The organism is Corynebacterium sputi DSM 45148 (assembly GCF_000427865.1).
Taxonomy (GTDB): domain Bacteria; phylum Actinomycetota; class Actinomycetes; order Mycobacteriales; family Mycobacteriaceae; genus Corynebacterium; species Corynebacterium sputi.
On record NZ_ATYV01000003.1, the window covers coordinates 161,920 to 176,877 of the forward strand.

Consider the following 14,958-nt stretch of genomic DNA (forward strand, 5'->3'; position numbering starts at 1 on the left):
CAGCGCAGGTACCAGACAAGGCTCCAGTGCGGGATCGGTCTGGCACAAGATCATGCGGCCGATTCGGTCTGCGTGGCGGTGGTTGACGAGCATGCGCACGGCACTGATCCTGCTGTTCCTGCTGGCGTTCGCCGCGGTTCCAGGTGCACTGCTGCCGCAGCGTTCCCTCAATGAGTCCAATGTCATCGAGTACATCGAGAACAATGGACGTACCGCTGAGATCTTCGACCAGCTCCAGCTTTTCGACGTCTTCTCTTCCGTCTGGTTCACTGCCATTTACGCGCTGCTCTTTATATCCCTGATCGGATGTATCTTGCCGCGAACGGTGGACCACTGGAAGGCGATGCGGACCCCGCCGGCCCGTGCTCCGAAGAATCTCAGTCGTCTGCCGATGTTTGATGAGGGGACCGTCGAGAAGCCTCTCGATGACGTCCTCGAGGACGTGAACTCCCGGCTGAAGCGCTGGCACCGCACGGATTCAACCCCGGCGGATGACCGTGGCGGGGCGCACTCCGTCGCCGCAGAGCGCGGCTACCTGCGTGAATTTGGAAACCTGGTGTTCCACCTTGGTCTGGTGTTCCTACTGCTGACTGTCGCGCTGGGACGCCTAGTCTATTATGAGGGCCAGGTCATTATTACGACCGCTACCGGTACCGAGATCGATGATCCGGCCGTGGAGCAGGCAACGTCGCAGCCTTTCTGCAACACCGCTGTGGCGAACTTCGACTCCTTCCGGCACGGCAACCTCTTTGACGGTTCCGGCGACCTGATGAACGTCTACTGCTTCCTGCCGGAGACTTTTATCGGCGATTACCTGCCGAATGGACAGGCCGAGATGTTCAACTCCACCGTGCGTTTCGCCGAGGGCGAGGACATCCGTAAGCCGGTCGAGGAGTGGGAGGTCCAGGAGGTTCGAGTCAACGAACCGCTGCGTATCTCCGGTGACCGCGTCTACCTGCAGGGTCATGGTTTCTCCCCGGTCATGCGAGTGACCTGGCCGAACGGTGAGTCTCGCACTCAGGTGATGCAGTTCCGCCCGGATGACGTGACATTCTTCCTGTCCTCGGGAGCAATGCGCTTCGACCCGCCGGCGGGTATGTACCCGGATCTCTTTGAGCGTCGTCAGAATCAGATCGCTCTTGAGGGCCTGTTTGCTCCGACGGCGGAGTGGAGCGGAGACAACGGTGAACTGCTGCAGTCGTCCTACCCAGCGATGAATGACCCCGCTGTCGCTATCGACATCTACCGCGGTGACGCAGGCCTGGACTCCGGCACGAGCCAGAGCATCTGGAGCCTCGACCCGGTCCTGACCCACTCCGGTGAACTGGAGAAGCAGGAACGCGTCAACCTCAGCGAGGGTGAAAGCGTGGAGCTGGATGACGGCACCACTGTGGAATTCCTCGGTGCCAAGGAGTTCGCGAACTTCCAGGTTTCCCATGACCCAACCCAGAACTGGGTGCTGGTCTCGACGATCGCAATGATGGGCGGCCTAGTGATCTCCCTGGCAGTGAAGCGACGTCGCCTGTGGGTCCGCTCTTGGGACAACGGTGATGGCACGACCCGCGTTGAGTTCGGTGGCCTGGCGCGCACCGACCGCGCCGGTTGGGGAGACGAGTTCGACACGTTCGTCCGTGAAGTCCTCGGCCGCCCCGAACCCGAAGACGACGAGAACTAAGGGTTCACACACCCCGGTAGTAGCCTGACCTAACCCAATAATTGGGAAAAGGCCGTGGCCCGACTACCGTGGGTCTGCAGAAATAAACAACAGCTAGACCAAACCCCGCGTGGAGGTTCGGAATGCCGGTCAACAGCACGCTCGCATATTTCTCGGACTTGTCCTTCCGGACAGCGTTCGTGATCTACGTGATCGCACTACTCTTCTTCATCGCCTATTACATCCGCCAGAAGTCGGCTGTGGACGCGAAGGAAGAACTCGGAGCCCAGCAGAAGGCACTTGTCTCGGTCGGAGCCGATTCCGCCGATGCCGCGCCCGGTGAATCAACCTCAGACGTTGATGCCGATGGCAAGGACAACGGAAAGAACCGGCGACGTCGGGGCGAAGATGCGCCGGTAACGCAGGAGGACGTCGAGAAGCGCGAAAAGCGTGCCGACACCTTCGGCACCTGGGGCGAAATGATCCTCTACGTCGGCATCGCCGTGCACATCGCTTCGGTGTTCCTGCGTGGTCTGTCTGCGGGACGCTTCCCGTGGGGCAACATGTACGAGTACATTTCGATCTTCTGTGCCATCGCCTTGGCAGTCGCCGCAGTGGTCCTGCGCAACCGTGAGTACCGCGTCTTCTGGCCGTTTATCCTCACCGGTGTGCTGATCCTGATGTTCTATGGCGGCACTGCACTGTATTCCGAGTCCGCTCCGGTGGTCCCGGCGCTGCAGTCCTTCTGGTTCCCGATCCATGTCTCCACGGTGGTTATCGGTGCCTCGATCTTCCTGATCTCCGGCTTCGCCTCCCTGCTGTACCTGATCCGCATGGGTCAGCCGATGGGCAAGGAGAAGGGCATCATGGGCGCGATCGCCAAGCCGTTGCCCTCCGCCAAGAAGCTCGACACGGTTGCTTACCGCACCGCGATTTGGGCGTTCCCGCTGTTCACCCTCGGCATTGTCCTCGGCGCCATTTGGGCCGAAGCTGCCTGGGGTCGCTTCTGGGGCTGGGACCCGAAGGAGACGGTCTCGTTCGTCACCTGGATCCTCTACGCCGGTTACCTGCACGCACGTGCAACCTCCGGTTGGAAGAACCAGATGGCAGCGTGGATCAACATCGTGGCGTTTGCGACGAACATCTTCAACTTGTTCTTCATCAACATCGTGGTCTCCGGACTGCACTCCTACGCAGGGCTGAACTGACATGGGACGCGGAATTCTCGGACTCGCGGCGTTTTTCCTCGTCACTGGAGTCGCTTTCACACTGATGGCTCCCGGTGGCCTCGGTGAGCCGACGATCGCCCTTGGTGTCATCGTTGCCTTGGCTGCACTGTTCCCGGAGAACTGGATCGCTGGACTGGCAAACAAGATGTGGCGCTGGATCGCGGCAGTGCTGCTGGTTCTCGGTGGCATCGTGACGATCCTCGACTGGGGTCTGTACCTCGGCAAGTTCTGGGACGTCGTCTCGGTCGTGCTGTTCTTCGGTGGTTTCGCGGTGCTTCTGCTGCACGCACTGGCTTATTGGCGCGTGGAGTCCGCGGAGGACACGGACCTGGATGACCCCGACGACTCCGATGAGGCAATCGGAGTCAGCACCCGTCGCGAGGCGAAGTAGCGCACCATGCGTGTCTTGGTCACCGGCGGTGCCGGATTCATCGGATCCAACTTCGTGCTGCGCACCCTGGCCACTCGGCCGGACACCAGCGTGACCGTTCTGGACGCATTCACGTACGCGGCTAATCCCGCGTTCTTGCGCACCGACCCCACCGACCCGGATAGCGGGTATGTGTGTGAGGTCGTGCGCGGCGACATCTGTGATGCCGCGCTTGTTAATGAACTCGTGCCGCTGCACGACGTCGTCGTGCACTTCGCCGCCGAGTCCCACAACGACAACTCGCTTATCGACGCTCACCCCTTCGTCCGCACCAACGTCGACGGGACCGTCACCCTCATTCAGGCCTGTACGGAGCATGACGTCCGGTTCCACCACATCTCCACGGACGAGGTGTTCGGGGACCTAGAGCTCGATGACCCAGCCCGGTTTACCCCGGAGACTCCATACCGGCCTTCGAGCCCGTATTCCGCCTCGAAGGCATCTGCGGATCATTTCGTTCGCGCCTGGGTTCGTTCCCATGGGCTTCGTGCGACTATCTCGAACTGCTCGAACAACTACGGACCGCGCCAGCATCCGGAGAAGTTCATCCCGCGTCAGGTCTGCGGTCTTATCGATGGGGTGCGCCCTCGTCTCTATGGCGACGGCAAGAACGTCCGAGACTGGATCCACGTGGATGATCACAATGACGCGGTATGGGCAGTGATCGATCGTGGGCAGATCGGCGGAACCTACCTGATCGGGGCGGATGGGGAACGCTCGAACCTCGAAGTTGTCGGCGACGTAGTGGAGGCTTTCGGCCGAGACCGCGACGACTTCACCAGGGTCACCGACCGCCCAGGCCACGATCTGCGCTACGCGATCGACCCCACCTCGGTCCTCGAACTCGGCTGGAGGCCGGCGCACCCCGACTTTGCTGAAGGCCTGGCGCAGACCGTCCAGTGGTACCGGGACAATCAGTCGCTGTGGCGAGATGCGCTCGCGGCTGCAGAGGCCAAGTACGCGGAGTCTGAGCGCGAACTCTGAGCTAGGCAGTGCCTTCGGCATTAGAGGTTTTTGGTGTCCCGCGAACGGTGTCGAGCGGGGTATGACATCTGCTTTGGCGCAACTGTTTTCGCCCCTGTCGCCAAGTGTCGACGATCTACGGGGGTAATTTCTTTGGCGAACACTGTTGACTGTTCAATGTCCCTATCTGCGACTTTAAGGCGAACGCTGTTAATCGGGCTACCCCATTCATCGTGTGTGATTGATAAACGCATTAACGGTTGTACTGTGGTCCCGGTGAGAGCCTGACGCGGGCCCTCAAATCGTCTGAACCACACCACTTTTAGGAGACACATAAGTCTTTTGACGCCTTTGAGGGCTTCCCGGACATTGCAGGATCGATCAAGGACGCCCTGGAGGGCCTCTTCGACGACGGAAGCCTCGGCGACGGCAGCCTGGGCGAAGAAAGCCTCGGCGGCGATAATGACACCGAGGGTACCGACGTCAAGCCTGAGGGCCCCTCGTTGGGTGGAAGCCTCGGCGACTTCGACTTCGACTTCGGTGGCAGCCTGGGTGGAGACCTCGGCGACGAGGACCCGACCGAGTAGTAGGTCTTGAGCTTGCATTGATCCCGTCGACCACATGGTCGGCGGGTTCTTTCATGTCCGGGGGAGAGCAGCGGAATCGTTTGGAGAGAGAAGCTACGGTTGTATCCATGACTGAACGCGGAGAATATCTACCCACGTCCATCGACGGTGTCCACGTCTTCGAACCCGTCATCCACGAGGATTCCCGGGGTTCATTTCATGAGTGGTTCAAGGCCGATGGTTTCGCTGAGGCAGTGGGGTACCCATTCATCCCGGAGCAGGCGAACATGAGCGTCTCTGCCGCCGGTGTCGTCCGCGGTATTCACTTTGCAGACGTTCCTCCGGGCCAGGCCAAGATGGTCACGTGTGCGGCTGGTGCAGTTAGTGACGTCATCATTGATCTGCGTCGTGGCTCCGACACGTACTTGCAGCACATTGTGGTGGAACTTAATGCCGAGACCCGGAAGATTGTCTACCTGCCGGTGGGAGTGGGGCATGCGTTTATCTCGCACGTCGATGGCTCGGTTGTCACGTACTTCACCTCGACTGGATATGACCCCGGCATTGAGCACACGCTGAACATTCATGATGAGGCGCTCGGCATTGACGTCGCGGCGATTCTTGGTGAGGTCTCTGAGGTCACCTCTGATCGTGACGCGGACGCACCGGGCCTCTCTGAGGTGGAACACCGACTTCCAGAGTGGAGCGAGTGTCAGTCTCTCGAGCGAGAGATGAAGGACTTGTGGGCAATGTCCAATGAGGAAGACGCGGGCCTGTGAAAGGCATCATCCTCGCCGGTGGAACCGGTTCGAGGCTCCGGCCGATCACACTGGGCGTGAGCAAGCAGCTCGTCCCGGTGTACGACAAGCCGATGATCTATTACCCGTTGTCGACACTCATGTTGGCGGGAGTCACGGACATATTGGTTATCACCACGCCGTATGACGAGGATCAGTTCCGTCGTCTACTCGGTGATGGATCCCGCTTCGGGGTGAACCTGACCTACGCGACTCAGTCCGAACCTCGGGGCCTGGCAGAGGCGTTCATCATCGGTGAGGACCACATCGACGGAGACTCTGTCGCTCTGGTTCTTGGAGACAACATCTTTTATGGTGCGGGCCTGGGTACCCAGCTGCGGCGCTTCCAGGACATCGATGGCGGTGGCATCTTTGCTTACTGGGTTGCAGACCCCACTGCATACGGTGTCGTCGACTTTGACGCGGATGGCAAAGCCACCGCGATTCAGGAGAAGCCGCAGGAGCCTCGCTCCAACTTCGCGGTGCCTGGACTGTACTTCTACGGTCCAGACGTCGTGGAGATCGCTAAAGGACTCGAGCCGTCCGCACGTGGCGAGCTAGAGATCACCGACGTCAACCGCACGTACCTCGAGCAGGGGCGTCTCAGTGTTGATGTGCTGCCGCGCGGAACGGCGTGGTTGGACACTGGAACCGTCGATACGCTCATGGCTGCTGGGGACTTCGTGCGCACCATCGAGCAGCGCCAGGGACTCAAGATCGGTTGCCCTGAGGAAATCGCATGGCGCATGGGCTACGTCGACGATGGCGAACTTGCAGCCATGGCAGAGTCCCAGCGTGGCTCCGGATATGGGGAATACTTGCTGCAGCTACTAAAGCGGGGCAAGTACGTCTAAGACGTACTTGCCCCGCCAAGAGTGTTTAGGCAGCGCCTTCAGCGCCGTCCTCATCGTTGCGGTCCTTCTTTGCTTGTTTTTCCTGCTGCTCCCGACGCTTACGTTCGTCGTGCTGCTGCTTCTGCAACTTCCACAGGAAATCCGGATCATCGTCAGGTCCCACGACTTCTCGCGGGGCCTGTTGCTTCTGCGCGCTAGTCGTCTGCCTGCGAGAACCTGGCCCGAAAGCCTTCCACAGCAGCACCACCGCGACGATGATGAGAATGATCAAAATTAAACGGCCCACCGGAACCTCCTTGTCTGATCCATCATACGTAGAATACGGGCCGTGAGTACCTCAACGGATGATCAGGATCAGGGCGCGCAGGTGGAGACCTCCTCAGGGGCAGCCTCCACTGCCGACGCCCCGGAGAAGCGCGGCATGAAGGACGTGTGGATCTACGCGCTGGCGCGCGTCGCACTCTTCGTAGTGATCACCTTGTTGCTGATGGGATTCGCCTGGGTTATCGGGGCGCAGGTCGTGCTGCCGGTGCTCGGTGTGCTGGCGCTGCTGATCGCGATGCCGGCTGCGGTATTTGTCTTCCCCGGCCTTCGTGCGCGGGCAAATGAGGGCGTGACGGACTGGTCTGTGGATCGAGCTGCGCATAAGGAGTACATGCGCGAGGAGCTCACCGGACGCGAGTGACCGGCGGATTTGAGGGGCCTGAGCTAACCGGGTTACCCCGGGTGCTGACTCGCTCAGGTCCCTTGTCTCGCCAGGGGAATGCTCGTTCTGTATTCTTGGCGATATTGTCCTGAGAAAACTGTGTAGGACCTGTGTGCTGACCAATGAACGGCGGTGCGCGGGACTCATGCGGGAAGTGGAGCGTCATTTTTGGCGCATCGCTGATCTGTTGGCGAAAACTAAGAAAATGCAGAGCGGGACCACCCCATTCACAGGTGACTGGGAGGTCCCGCCCGATGAAGTTGAAGTTCCGTCGAGGTATCGCCGTCGCTGCGGCCGCTGCGCTCACCATGACGCTGGCTCCGGTGTCGGCAGGAGCGAATCCCGCGTACGCGTCCACTGCTTCGTCGGTCGCGCCGGCCGAGATCGAGATTGTTGAGCCCGGCAACGAAGGGGACCACGAGTACCTGGAATGGATGAACCTTCTGGGGGAGAACGCGACCATTATCTGGTCCTATTCGCCGTCGATGGACCGTGACATCCCGCTGGTCTGGCTGCACCCGGAGGGCAAGGACAAGTTTGCTCCGCGTCCGATCCTGTACACGCTGAACGGCGCCGGTGGCGGCCAGAGCGATGCCAACTGGCTTGCGAAGACGGACATCCAGGAGTTCTTCAAGGACAAAGACGTCAACATCGTCATTCCGTTTGATGGGTTCGTCTCGTATTACACCGACTGGGTTGACCAGGACACTCCGCTGGGTACTCAGTACTGGGAGACCTTCCTGACGAAGGAGCTGCCGGGGCCGTTGGAGGCCGCCATCGGATCGGACCAGCACAAGCGTGGTCTGATCGGAATGAGCATGTCCGGCACCAGCTCGCTGCTCTACGCTCAGCACAACCCGGAGATGTACGAGGCCGTCGCTTCGTACTCCGGCTGTGCGCAGACCTCTGACCCGTTCGGTCAGACCTTCGTGGAACTGGTGGTCAACCGCGGTGAGGCCACCGGTACCCAGATGTGGGGCCCGCGCGATGGCGACCTCTGGCGGTACAACGATGCGCTCGTGAACGCTGACAAGCTCAAGGGAACCGCGACGTACGTTTCTAACGGCAGCGGCATCTGGGACGAGTTCGATGAACCGGCTGAGTACACCCTCGACGGCTACATGGATGTGTTCCCGCGTCGCACCACCGGCTCTGTCATTGAGATGGCTGTGTTTGGTTGCAGCGTGGCGCTGAAGTCGGAAATGATCCGCACCGGTTCGGATGACCGCGCTGTGTGGAACCTTCGTCAGACCGGCACCCACGAATGGGATCACTGGCAGGAAGATCTCCACGATTCCTGGAACCGTATGTTCTCTCACGAGCTCTACTAAGCCCGATCACCGCAGCACTGCATAACTACACACAGGACACATTGTGAATAGCCTCCTCACGCGCCGTATTGTCGCGTCTGTGTCCGTCCGCGCTGGTCGCGTCGCTCGCTCCCGTCGCCACCGCCGTGGCAGACCCGAACGCAGGGGTGTCGACCGGAACTTACGGCGACGCTGTCATCGATCTGGATGGCACCGGCAAGGAGCACCTCGGCTGGATGGATCTGATCGGGGACAACGGACAGGTCTTCTGGGCCTACTTCCCGTCGATGCAGCGGGACGTGCCGTTTGTGTGGCTGTACCCCGAGGGCCAGGACAAGTTCGAGCCGCGTCCGACGCTGTGCACCCTCAACGGCGCCAGCGGTGGCACTGGTGACGCACATTGGCTGTTCCAGACGGACATTCAGGACTTCTTCCGGGACAAGAACGTCAACGTGGTCATTCCTTATGACGGCGTTGTCTCGTACTACACCGACTGGGTCGACCAGGACACTCGCCTCGGCACCCAGTACTGGGAAACGTTCCTGACCCAGGAATTGCCGGGTTCGTTGGAGGCCGCAATCGGCTCTACCGGTCAGAAGCGCGGACTAGTCGGCATGAGTATGTCCGGCACGACCTCCCTGGTGTACGCGCAGCACCACCCCGGGCTTTACGACGCCGTGGCTTCCTATTCCGGTTGCGCACAGACGTCGGATCCCTTTGGCCAGTTTTATGTGTAACGAGTGCTCGACCGCGGTGAGCTCGATGCTGAGCAGATGTGGGGACCGCGCGGCGGGGATACCTGGGTCTACAACGACGCATTGGTGAACTCCGACAAGCTCGTGGGAACCCCGACCTACGTCTCTACCGGCAACGGTGTCTGGGATGAGTTCGACGAGCCCGCCGAGTACACGATTCAGGGCTCTGAGGACGTTATGCCGCGGCGTACCGCCGGCTCGTTCATCGAGATGGCTACCTATGGCTGTGGCCTCGCGCTGAAGACGAAGATGGAACAGAACGGTGCCGACGCAGACATGGTGTGGAACCTGCGCGATTCCGGTACTCATGCGTGGGATCACTGGCAGGAAGATCTGCACGACTCCTGGCAGCGGATGTTCGCGAACGAACCGTACTAACGCAGAGCCTCAGCGCTGCTGAGGAGTACTACGACAAAGGAGCGCCTCGATTTCTCGAGGCGCTCCTTTCGTACGTCCGGGAAGTCGCTAGGGGCAGTGACTGCTTAGAAGAGCGCGACTGTGGTGAGGACCGACCAGAGCAGCATGGCGCGGCCTGCCATGCCCAGGACCGGGATAAGAGCGACCCCCTGGGCCTTGGCAGCGATCGGACGGGCCGCGGTGACGAGGAACGGCAGAGCAGCGACACCGAGGATCGCAAGAACATCGGCCCACACGGCCAGAACCACAGATGCGGCGATGGGAGTGAAGGCGAGGAGGAACCATAGGCGTCGGGTGCCAGAATCGCCAAGGCGGACAGCCAGGGTGATTTTGCCGGCTTCACGGTCGGTCGGGATATCGCGGAGGTTGTTCGCCAGGTTCACCGATGAGGAGATGGCGCCGACCGCCACTGCCATGACGACACCGACCCAGGAGATGCGGCCCGTCTGGGTGAACTCGGTGCCTAGAACGGCCACCAGGCCGAAGAAGATGAAGACCGCAACTTCACCAAGGCCTCGGTATCCATAAGGGTTTTTGCCGCCGGTATAGAACCAAGCGCCGATGATGCACACCAGACCGACGAGAATCAGCCACCAGGCCGAGGTGAGTGACAACGCCACTCCCGCGATGCCTGCAACACCGAAGGCTCCAAACGCTGCCTTCTTCACCGTCTGAGGAGCCACGAGGCCCGAGGCTGTGATGCGCATGGGGCCGGTTCGGTCGTCGTCAGTGCCACGAATGCCGTCGGAGTAGTCATTGGCGAAGTTCACGCCAACGATCAACGCCCAGGCGACTACTGCCGCGAGAATCGCCTTCCACCAGTTGGCCCCGCCAATGGACCAGGCGGCTGCGCCGACGCCGGCGATAACCGGAGCGAAGGCATTAGCCCAGGTATGTGGTCGGGCGGCCTGGAACCAGTCCGACAGAGTGGCTGTCTGCTTCTGAGGCTGTGGGTTGTTGTTATCGCGGGCGGCGGTCATTGCTCCATTGTTCCGCATCAGCCGCTGGCTGAACGAGCCAGGGTCGGTCACTTTGCGTGCCCGGTGCTACAGGTGTCTCTATTACTAGACATTTTTCCAAGCTGGTTGGCTGACCCCGTTTCGGGTGAACGAAATCCGGTCTGCGACAGGGGTAGTGACGGATTGTCGGGTTAACGGTGTCACCCAAACTCGCTATATCGTGTGCATATAGGGCTAACGCCGTTTTCTTGGCAATTTCATGTTCGGTGAGCGAACTTGGGGAGGGGTAATCCGTTCGAATATAAAAGTTTAGGCGGGAAAGGGATCTTGTTAATGTCGCTCATGAGCAGGCAACACGGCCTCTCGGCGCAAATTATTAGGAGTCAATATGCTCACTGGAATTTTCAACTTCTTCAACACCCTCATCACTGTCATCACCGGTGGTTCCCTCGGTGGTCCGGCCTAGTAGAGGTCACTGGCTCCAGTTGGGGCCTTTGTTCCGAAAGGGCGCGATGTTGATGTGACATCGCGCCTCTTTTCGGATCCAGGGTCGGCCTGCCTTCCGGCCGGCCGCCCTGTTTGCGCCTCCAAGCCCGGAATCATCCCTCAGTGAAGGTCTCCAGCCTTCATCGGGGCGAAGTGGCCGGGGGTGGGGTGTCGATTAAGTAAAATCCAAACGATCGTTGACATGTCAGGATCTCCGACCGTTGAGCGGGGGCGGCAGATCGGGGTTTCTTGATCGGTTAACGAAGCTGAATCGCTAACACACGTATGCATCTAGAAGTGTTATGAATGCATAGTTATGGACGATGAGCAGCAGCGATGTTTCGGTATCGAATATGCCGGAAAAAAATTGGCGCTTCAGCTTGCGATGTGATGATTCGTCATGCCATTCTTCTTTCTGGGAACGGAAGATCCGTTCTTCACATCGACGCAAGGAGCATATTATGCTCGCCCTCATCTTCGAGTTCTTCCAGACCGCTATCACCACCATCACCGAGGGCTCCCTGTAAATAGGGCCTCGTGACAGCAACTTTTAAAGTTGCGAAAGAGGGTCCCGTCGCACTTAGTGCGACAGGGGCCCTTTTTTATGTGCTATTAACCCGCAGAAATTAATGCAATTAATTGCACTTGCTGCATGCGCTTTATTTTTGCCAGCTGACTATCAGGAATGATCAATTGTCCTGTTATTTTCGACTGTTAGGCGGGGGTAGTTGCGGCCGAGATAGCCCTGATTGCCGCCTGTCGATCGACCTTTCCACTGGCCAGCGTGGGTAGTGCCCCGGTCACCACAACCGTGCGTGGTGCAGCGAAGGTTTCTAGTGATGAACTCACCCTCTGGTGGATCGCCTCTACAAGCTCCAACGGTGCAGAAATGGGTCCGGTGTGGGGAAGGGGGGGTGTGGGGAAGGGGGCGTCGGGAAGCGTGATGAGAGCCGCAATTGATTGTCCGAGTCTCAGATCTGGAAGAGGCACCACAACAACGGACTCGACTTCAGGCATTCCGGAGATCGCGTCCTCAATGGGGCCCGGCAGGAACTTGAGACCGCCTGAGATGATCACGTCATCCATTCGCCCAAGAATGCGAACCTGCCCCTCCGCAGTGATCTCGCCTGCGTCAGAGGTACGGAAAACCCCGTCACGGAGATCATCCGAGTCCACGATCCGATACCCGCGAGAGACCATAGGGCCAGCAATGATCACGCGCCCCTGCTCGATGTGAACGTCCACGCCGTCGAGAGGAGTGCCGTCATAGATGACGCCGCCGCACGTCTCTGAGGAGCCATAAGTAGTGACCACAGTGATTCCGGCTGCCCGGGTCGCGTGGAGAAGTTCGGGATTTGTGGCCTGGCCTCCCACAAGGACAGCATCGAGTTCGGCGAGGGCGGCAGTGGCGTCCGGATCGGACAATGCCTTGCCCAGCTGCAGCGGAACCAGAGAGAGGTACCGGCGAGGTCCGGTCATGGTTCCGACGGACTGGGGAAGAAGGGACGGGTCAAAGCCATTCTCGATATCGAGGATCACCGGCTCGAATCCGGCGCGAAGAGAACGGGCAAGGACCTGGATTCCGGCGATGTGGTCCGCGGGCGTGGCCAAAAGCCACTGCCCGGGTCCGCCTAGCCGGGCATGAGTGGCGTCAGCGGACGCCGCGAGATTCTCCACGCTCAGCATTGCGCCCTTCGGCTCACCGGTCGAGCCGGAGGTGCAGGCGACAAGTGCGATGTCAGAGTCGATTGGCTCGCCGGCGCGTTGGGAGCTGCACAGGAGCTGCGCTCTGACCTGGTCATCGGCTGGGATAGGGAGTATTGGAGCGCCGCCGGCTAGGGCTTTCTGCAGGCGGGGCAGTACCCCGAACGCGTCATTGCCGCGTGGCATGAGGAGTGGCTCAAGCGGTGACTGGTCGGCGGCCTGCAGGCGATGCGTCATGGAGGCCCATCGTACCTGGGCCCTAGAGTTTCTTTGGCTCGCTAATGGCGTCCGAACCGCACAGGGAATCGGTCCTTGTCGCTGACAACATTGTTGGCGGACTTAGCATTTGACGATTGCACTGGGTGCGGTCGGAGAAAACCTAGTCCACTAGACGTAGGGTTTCGTTTCCTGGCGTCCGCCCAAGATCTCCTGAAGTCCAGTGCATATGTTTCGTTCACCGCAGTTGATCATCCAGTTGCCACCTTCAACGAATCCGTATGAATCGATCGCCTCGCCCAGCCAGCGATAAACATCGGCTTGGTCCTCTTTATTGGTCTCGGAGCTGAAGGTCATGAGAATGATCTGTTTGGTCGTGTCATCTTCGAGGAGCAAATCGCAGTCAGCGCTTGAAGCGGCGTGGCGGCTGCCGGTTTTCTGCTCGAAATTCTCACAGGTCATCCCACCGGTCTCTAGGTCAGTGAGGATCGCGGCGGGAGTTTCGTAGTTCTGTAGTCCTGACCTTGGGAAATCCTGCCTGGTGCCGTTGAGGGAGCTAGATAGTGTGCTGCAGCTAGAGATCAAAGGCAGCATAGATATGACAGCGCGGATGGAAATGAGTTTCTTCACGGGACCTGATTCCTAAACGGGCGCAACCTGGAGGACTGCGGAGGGGTGCGCAGAACAATGTTTGAATTGTGAAGAGTATTGACAGGTCCGACAAAGGGGTTCACCGCTTTTCTGAAATCGCCATGGCGTGCGATGGGCGTGGGAAACATCACCGCAGTCTGTGCTGGCCAACACAGTTAATACGCTCGTCCTTAAGGCGTGAAGGGTTTAAGCTTGTCCTCAGACGGAATCGACCCCGACCCTGGCGCAACGGCGTTGGCTGGAAGACGCTCATGGGTGAGGTAGCTGGCCGGAGTTGAGTACCGGTTCTGTTCAGCGCGGTTCTGCCGTGAGAAACAGGCCCGCGCATGATCCTCAGTCAATGAGACCAGCGCAAGGAGAAACACCGTGGCCTCTTCGTCCCAGAACTCCGGGCACTCCCCGGCACCACAGTCCGTCGCAGAGACGACCGACGGAACCTCGACCTCTCCCGCCCCACCGGCACCTCCAACTGACGGAGGGCCGGAGAGCGTCGGTGCCCCGGATGGTGCTTACTGGAAGAAACTGGCGATCGGGTTCGGCATTCCGGTCCTTATCGCCTTGGCGTTCTGGTTTATCCCTCACCCGGAGGCGCTGACCGACCAGGCGTGGCGGATGTTCGGTGTCTTCGCCGCGACGATCGTCTGCATCATCCTTGCTCCGATGCCGATGGGTGCCGTCACCATGATCGGCATGATCGCGACAGTGCTGACTGGCTTGGTCCCACTTGCCTGGAGCTCCGATGACCCCACCGCACCTTATGCGCTGATGGGCTTTGGCAATGCCACGATCTGGTTGATTGTAATGGCGTTCTTGCTTTCGCGAGCATTTGTGAAAACCGGCTTTGGTCGACGGATCGCGTTGTTCTTTGTCTCGAAAGTCGGCGGCCGCATGCTCGGTGTTGGCTATGGGCTAAGCCTGGCTGACCTGGTGATGGCTCCCGCCATCCCGTCCGCAACCGCCCGAGGCGGTGGAATCATGGCGCCGGTGATGAAGTCCGTGGCCGGGTCTGCTGCACGTGTAGGTGACATCTGAGTTGGCTTGCCCGGGAGGGTGGGCTGGAAGGATGTCATTGTGCCGAAGCCCTATCCCCGAGAGTTCCGTGACGACGTTGTGCGTGTTGCGAGGAGTCGTGAACCAGGTGTGACGATCGAGCAGATTGCGAAAGATTTCGGCGTTCACCCGATGACCCTGCAGAAATGGTTGCAGCGCGCCGCGGTGGAGGACGGTGACCGGCCAGGGCAGACCCGAGCCGAGGGGGTTG

18 protein-coding genes are annotated in these 14,958 nt (G+C 59.9%); 13 read left to right on the forward strand and 5 right to left on the reverse strand.

Annotation, left to right across the window (positions count from 1 at the left end; translation table 11 throughout):
* The first annotated feature begins 91 nt into the window (after positions 1–91).
* From YWU_RS0102940 to rfbB, 4 genes are all read left to right on the forward strand, one after another.
* Positions 92–1,675, forward strand: a complete 1,584-nt coding sequence (locus tag YWU_RS0102940; protein WP_240484036.1) for a cytochrome c biogenesis protein ResB — start codon at positions 92–94, stop codon at positions 1,673–1,675.
* A 122-nt stretch (positions 1,676–1,797) separates the two neighbouring features.
* Positions 1,798–2,862 (forward strand): c-type cytochrome biogenesis protein CcsB, encoded by a 1,065-nt coding sequence (gene ccsB, locus YWU_RS0102945; RefSeq protein ID WP_027019295.1) that lies wholly within the window; start codon positions 1,798–1,800, stop codon positions 2,860–2,862.
* Position 2,863: 1 nt separating this feature from the next.
* On the forward strand, positions 2,864–3,274 hold the full coding sequence (locus tag YWU_RS0102950) for a hypothetical protein (RefSeq protein ID WP_027019296.1): 411 nt from the start codon (positions 2,864–2,866) through the stop codon (positions 3,272–3,274).
* A 6-nt stretch (positions 3,275–3,280) separates the two neighbouring features.
* Positions 3,281–4,297: a dTDP-glucose 4,6-dehydratase gene (gene rfbB / locus YWU_RS0102955; protein ID WP_027019297.1), complete on the forward strand. Its 1,017-nt coding sequence runs from the start codon at positions 3,281–3,283 to the stop codon at positions 4,295–4,297.
* Positions 4,298–4,317: 20 nt separating this feature from the next.
* On the opposite strand, the gene YWU_RS0102960 is transcribed toward rfbB, so the two are convergent.
* Complete coding sequence (locus YWU_RS0102960; RefSeq protein WP_027019298.1) at positions 4,318–4,881, reverse strand: hypothetical protein; 564 nt, start codon at positions 4,879–4,881, stop codon at positions 4,318–4,320.
* Between the two features lie 89 nt (positions 4,882–4,970).
* On the opposite strand from YWU_RS0102960, the gene YWU_RS0102965 reads away from it, so the two are divergent.
* Together YWU_RS0102965 and rfbA are read left to right on the forward strand one after the other, a co-directional pair.
* Entirely contained in the window at positions 4,971–5,621 is a 651-nt protein-coding gene (locus YWU_RS0102965; RefSeq protein WP_027019299.1) for a dTDP-4-dehydrorhamnose 3,5-epimerase family protein, read from the forward strand.
* Entirely contained in the window at positions 5,618–6,493 is an 876-nt protein-coding gene (gene rfbA, locus YWU_RS0102970) for a glucose-1-phosphate thymidylyltransferase RfbA (RefSeq protein WP_027019300.1), read from the forward strand. Before YWU_RS0102965 ends, rfbA begins: the two co-directional genes overlap by 4 nt.
* A 25-nt stretch (positions 6,494–6,518) precedes the next feature.
* On the opposite strand, the gene YWU_RS0102975 is transcribed toward rfbA, so the two are convergent.
* Positions 6,519–6,779, reverse strand: coding sequence for a hypothetical protein (locus YWU_RS0102975; RefSeq protein ID WP_027019301.1), 261 nt, complete (start codon positions 6,777–6,779; stop codon positions 6,519–6,521).
* Between the two features lie 42 nt (positions 6,780–6,821).
* On the opposite strand from YWU_RS0102975, the gene YWU_RS0102980 reads away from it, so the two are divergent.
* The 4 genes from YWU_RS0102980 to YWU_RS17395 all read left to right on the forward strand — a co-directional run bounded on the left by YWU_RS0102980 (position 6,822) and on the right by YWU_RS17395 (position 9,642).
* Positions 6,822–7,178 carry a DUF4229 domain-containing protein gene (locus YWU_RS0102980; protein WP_156892689.1) on the forward strand — a complete coding sequence of 119 codons (357 nt, stop codon included), beginning with the start codon at positions 6,822–6,824 and terminating at the stop codon, positions 7,176–7,178.
* 275 nt (positions 7,179–7,453) lie between these two features.
* Complete coding sequence (locus YWU_RS0102985) at positions 7,454–8,530, forward strand: alpha/beta hydrolase (protein ID WP_051259950.1); 1,077 nt, start codon at positions 7,454–7,456, stop codon at positions 8,528–8,530.
* Between the two features lie 68 nt (positions 8,531–8,598).
* Positions 8,599–9,246: an alpha/beta hydrolase gene (locus YWU_RS17390; protein WP_051259951.1), complete on the forward strand. Its 648-nt coding sequence runs from the start codon at positions 8,599–8,601 to the stop codon at positions 9,244–9,246.
* A 3-nt stretch (positions 9,247–9,249) separates the two neighbouring features.
* Positions 9,250–9,642: a hypothetical protein gene (locus YWU_RS17395; protein WP_051259952.1), complete on the forward strand. Its 393-nt coding sequence runs from the start codon at positions 9,250–9,252 to the stop codon at positions 9,640–9,642.
* 104 nt (positions 9,643–9,746) lie between these two features.
* Here YWU_RS17395 and YWU_RS0102995 read toward each other — a convergent pair whose 3' ends face one another.
* Positions 9,747–10,661 (reverse strand): 1,4-dihydroxy-2-naphthoate polyprenyltransferase, encoded by a 915-nt coding sequence (locus tag YWU_RS0102995; protein ID WP_034646816.1) that lies wholly within the window; start codon positions 10,659–10,661, stop codon positions 9,747–9,749.
* 788 nt (positions 10,662–11,449) lie between these two features.
* Between YWU_RS0102995 and YWU_RS18095 the strand changes: the two genes are divergently transcribed.
* Positions 11,450–11,653, forward strand: coding sequence for a hypothetical protein (locus YWU_RS18095; RefSeq protein ID WP_156892690.1), 204 nt, complete (start codon positions 11,450–11,452; stop codon positions 11,651–11,653).
* 187 nt (positions 11,654–11,840) lie between these two features.
* On the opposite strand, the gene menE is transcribed toward YWU_RS18095, so the two are convergent.
* Both menE and YWU_RS0103010 read right to left on the reverse strand, forming a co-directional pair.
* Positions 11,841–13,067: an o-succinylbenzoate--CoA ligase gene (menE, locus tag YWU_RS0103005; protein ID WP_034646819.1), complete on the reverse strand. Its 1,227-nt coding sequence runs from the start codon at positions 13,065–13,067 to the stop codon at positions 11,841–11,843.
* A 150-nt stretch (positions 13,068–13,217) separates the two neighbouring features.
* Positions 13,218–13,676, reverse strand: a complete 459-nt coding sequence (locus tag YWU_RS0103010) for a hypothetical protein (protein WP_027019306.1) — start codon at positions 13,674–13,676, stop codon at positions 13,218–13,220.
* 387 nt (positions 13,677–14,063) lie between these two features.
* On the opposite strand from YWU_RS0103010, the gene YWU_RS14835 reads away from it, so the two are divergent.
* Together YWU_RS14835 and YWU_RS0103020 are read left to right on the forward strand one after the other, a co-directional pair.
* Positions 14,064–14,729 carry an anion permease gene (locus YWU_RS14835; RefSeq protein ID WP_027019307.1) on the forward strand — a complete coding sequence of 222 codons (666 nt, stop codon included), beginning with the start codon at positions 14,064–14,066 and terminating at the stop codon, positions 14,727–14,729.
* A gap of 39 nt (positions 14,730–14,768) precedes the next feature.
* The coding region (locus YWU_RS0103020) for a transposase (protein ID WP_027019308.1) at positions 14,769–14,958 on the forward strand (190 nt) is incomplete at its 3' end.

What these genes read in the sequence shown, in the direction of transcription:
- YWU_RS0102940 (WP_240484036.1), top strand. Translation starts at nt 92, where the DNA reads ATGCGCACGGCACTGATCCTGCTGTTCCTGCTGGCGTTCGCCGCGGTT.
- ccsB (WP_027019295.1), top strand. Translation starts at nt 1,798, where the DNA reads ATGCCGGTCAACAGCACGCTCGCATATTTCTCGGACTTGTCCTTCCGG.
- YWU_RS0102950 (WP_027019296.1), top strand. Translation starts at nt 2,864, where the DNA reads ATGGGACGCGGAATTCTCGGACTCGCGGCGTTTTTCCTCGTCACTGGA.
- rfbB (WP_027019297.1), top strand. Translation starts at nt 3,281, where the DNA reads ATGCGTGTCTTGGTCACCGGCGGTGCCGGATTCATCGGATCCAACTTC.
- YWU_RS0102960 (WP_027019298.1), bottom strand. Translation starts at nt 4,881, where the DNA reads ATGCAAGCTCAAGACCTACTACTCGGTCGGGTCCTCGTCGCCGAGGTC.
- YWU_RS0102965 (WP_027019299.1), top strand. Translation starts at nt 4,971, where the DNA reads ATGACTGAACGCGGAGAATATCTACCCACGTCCATCGACGGTGTCCAC.
- YWU_RS0102985 (WP_051259950.1), top strand. Translation starts at nt 7,454, where the DNA reads ATGAAGTTGAAGTTCCGTCGAGGTATCGCCGTCGCTGCGGCCGCTGCG.
- YWU_RS0102995 (WP_034646816.1), bottom strand. Translation starts at nt 10,661, where the DNA reads ATGACCGCCGCCCGCGATAACAACAACCCACAGCCTCAGAAGCAGACA.
- YWU_RS18095 (WP_156892690.1), top strand. Translation starts at nt 11,450, where the DNA reads ATGAGCAGCAGCGATGTTTCGGTATCGAATATGCCGGAAAAAAATTGG.
- menE (WP_034646819.1), bottom strand. Translation starts at nt 13,067, where the DNA reads ATGACGCATCGCCTGCAGGCCGCCGACCAGTCACCGCTTGAGCCACTC.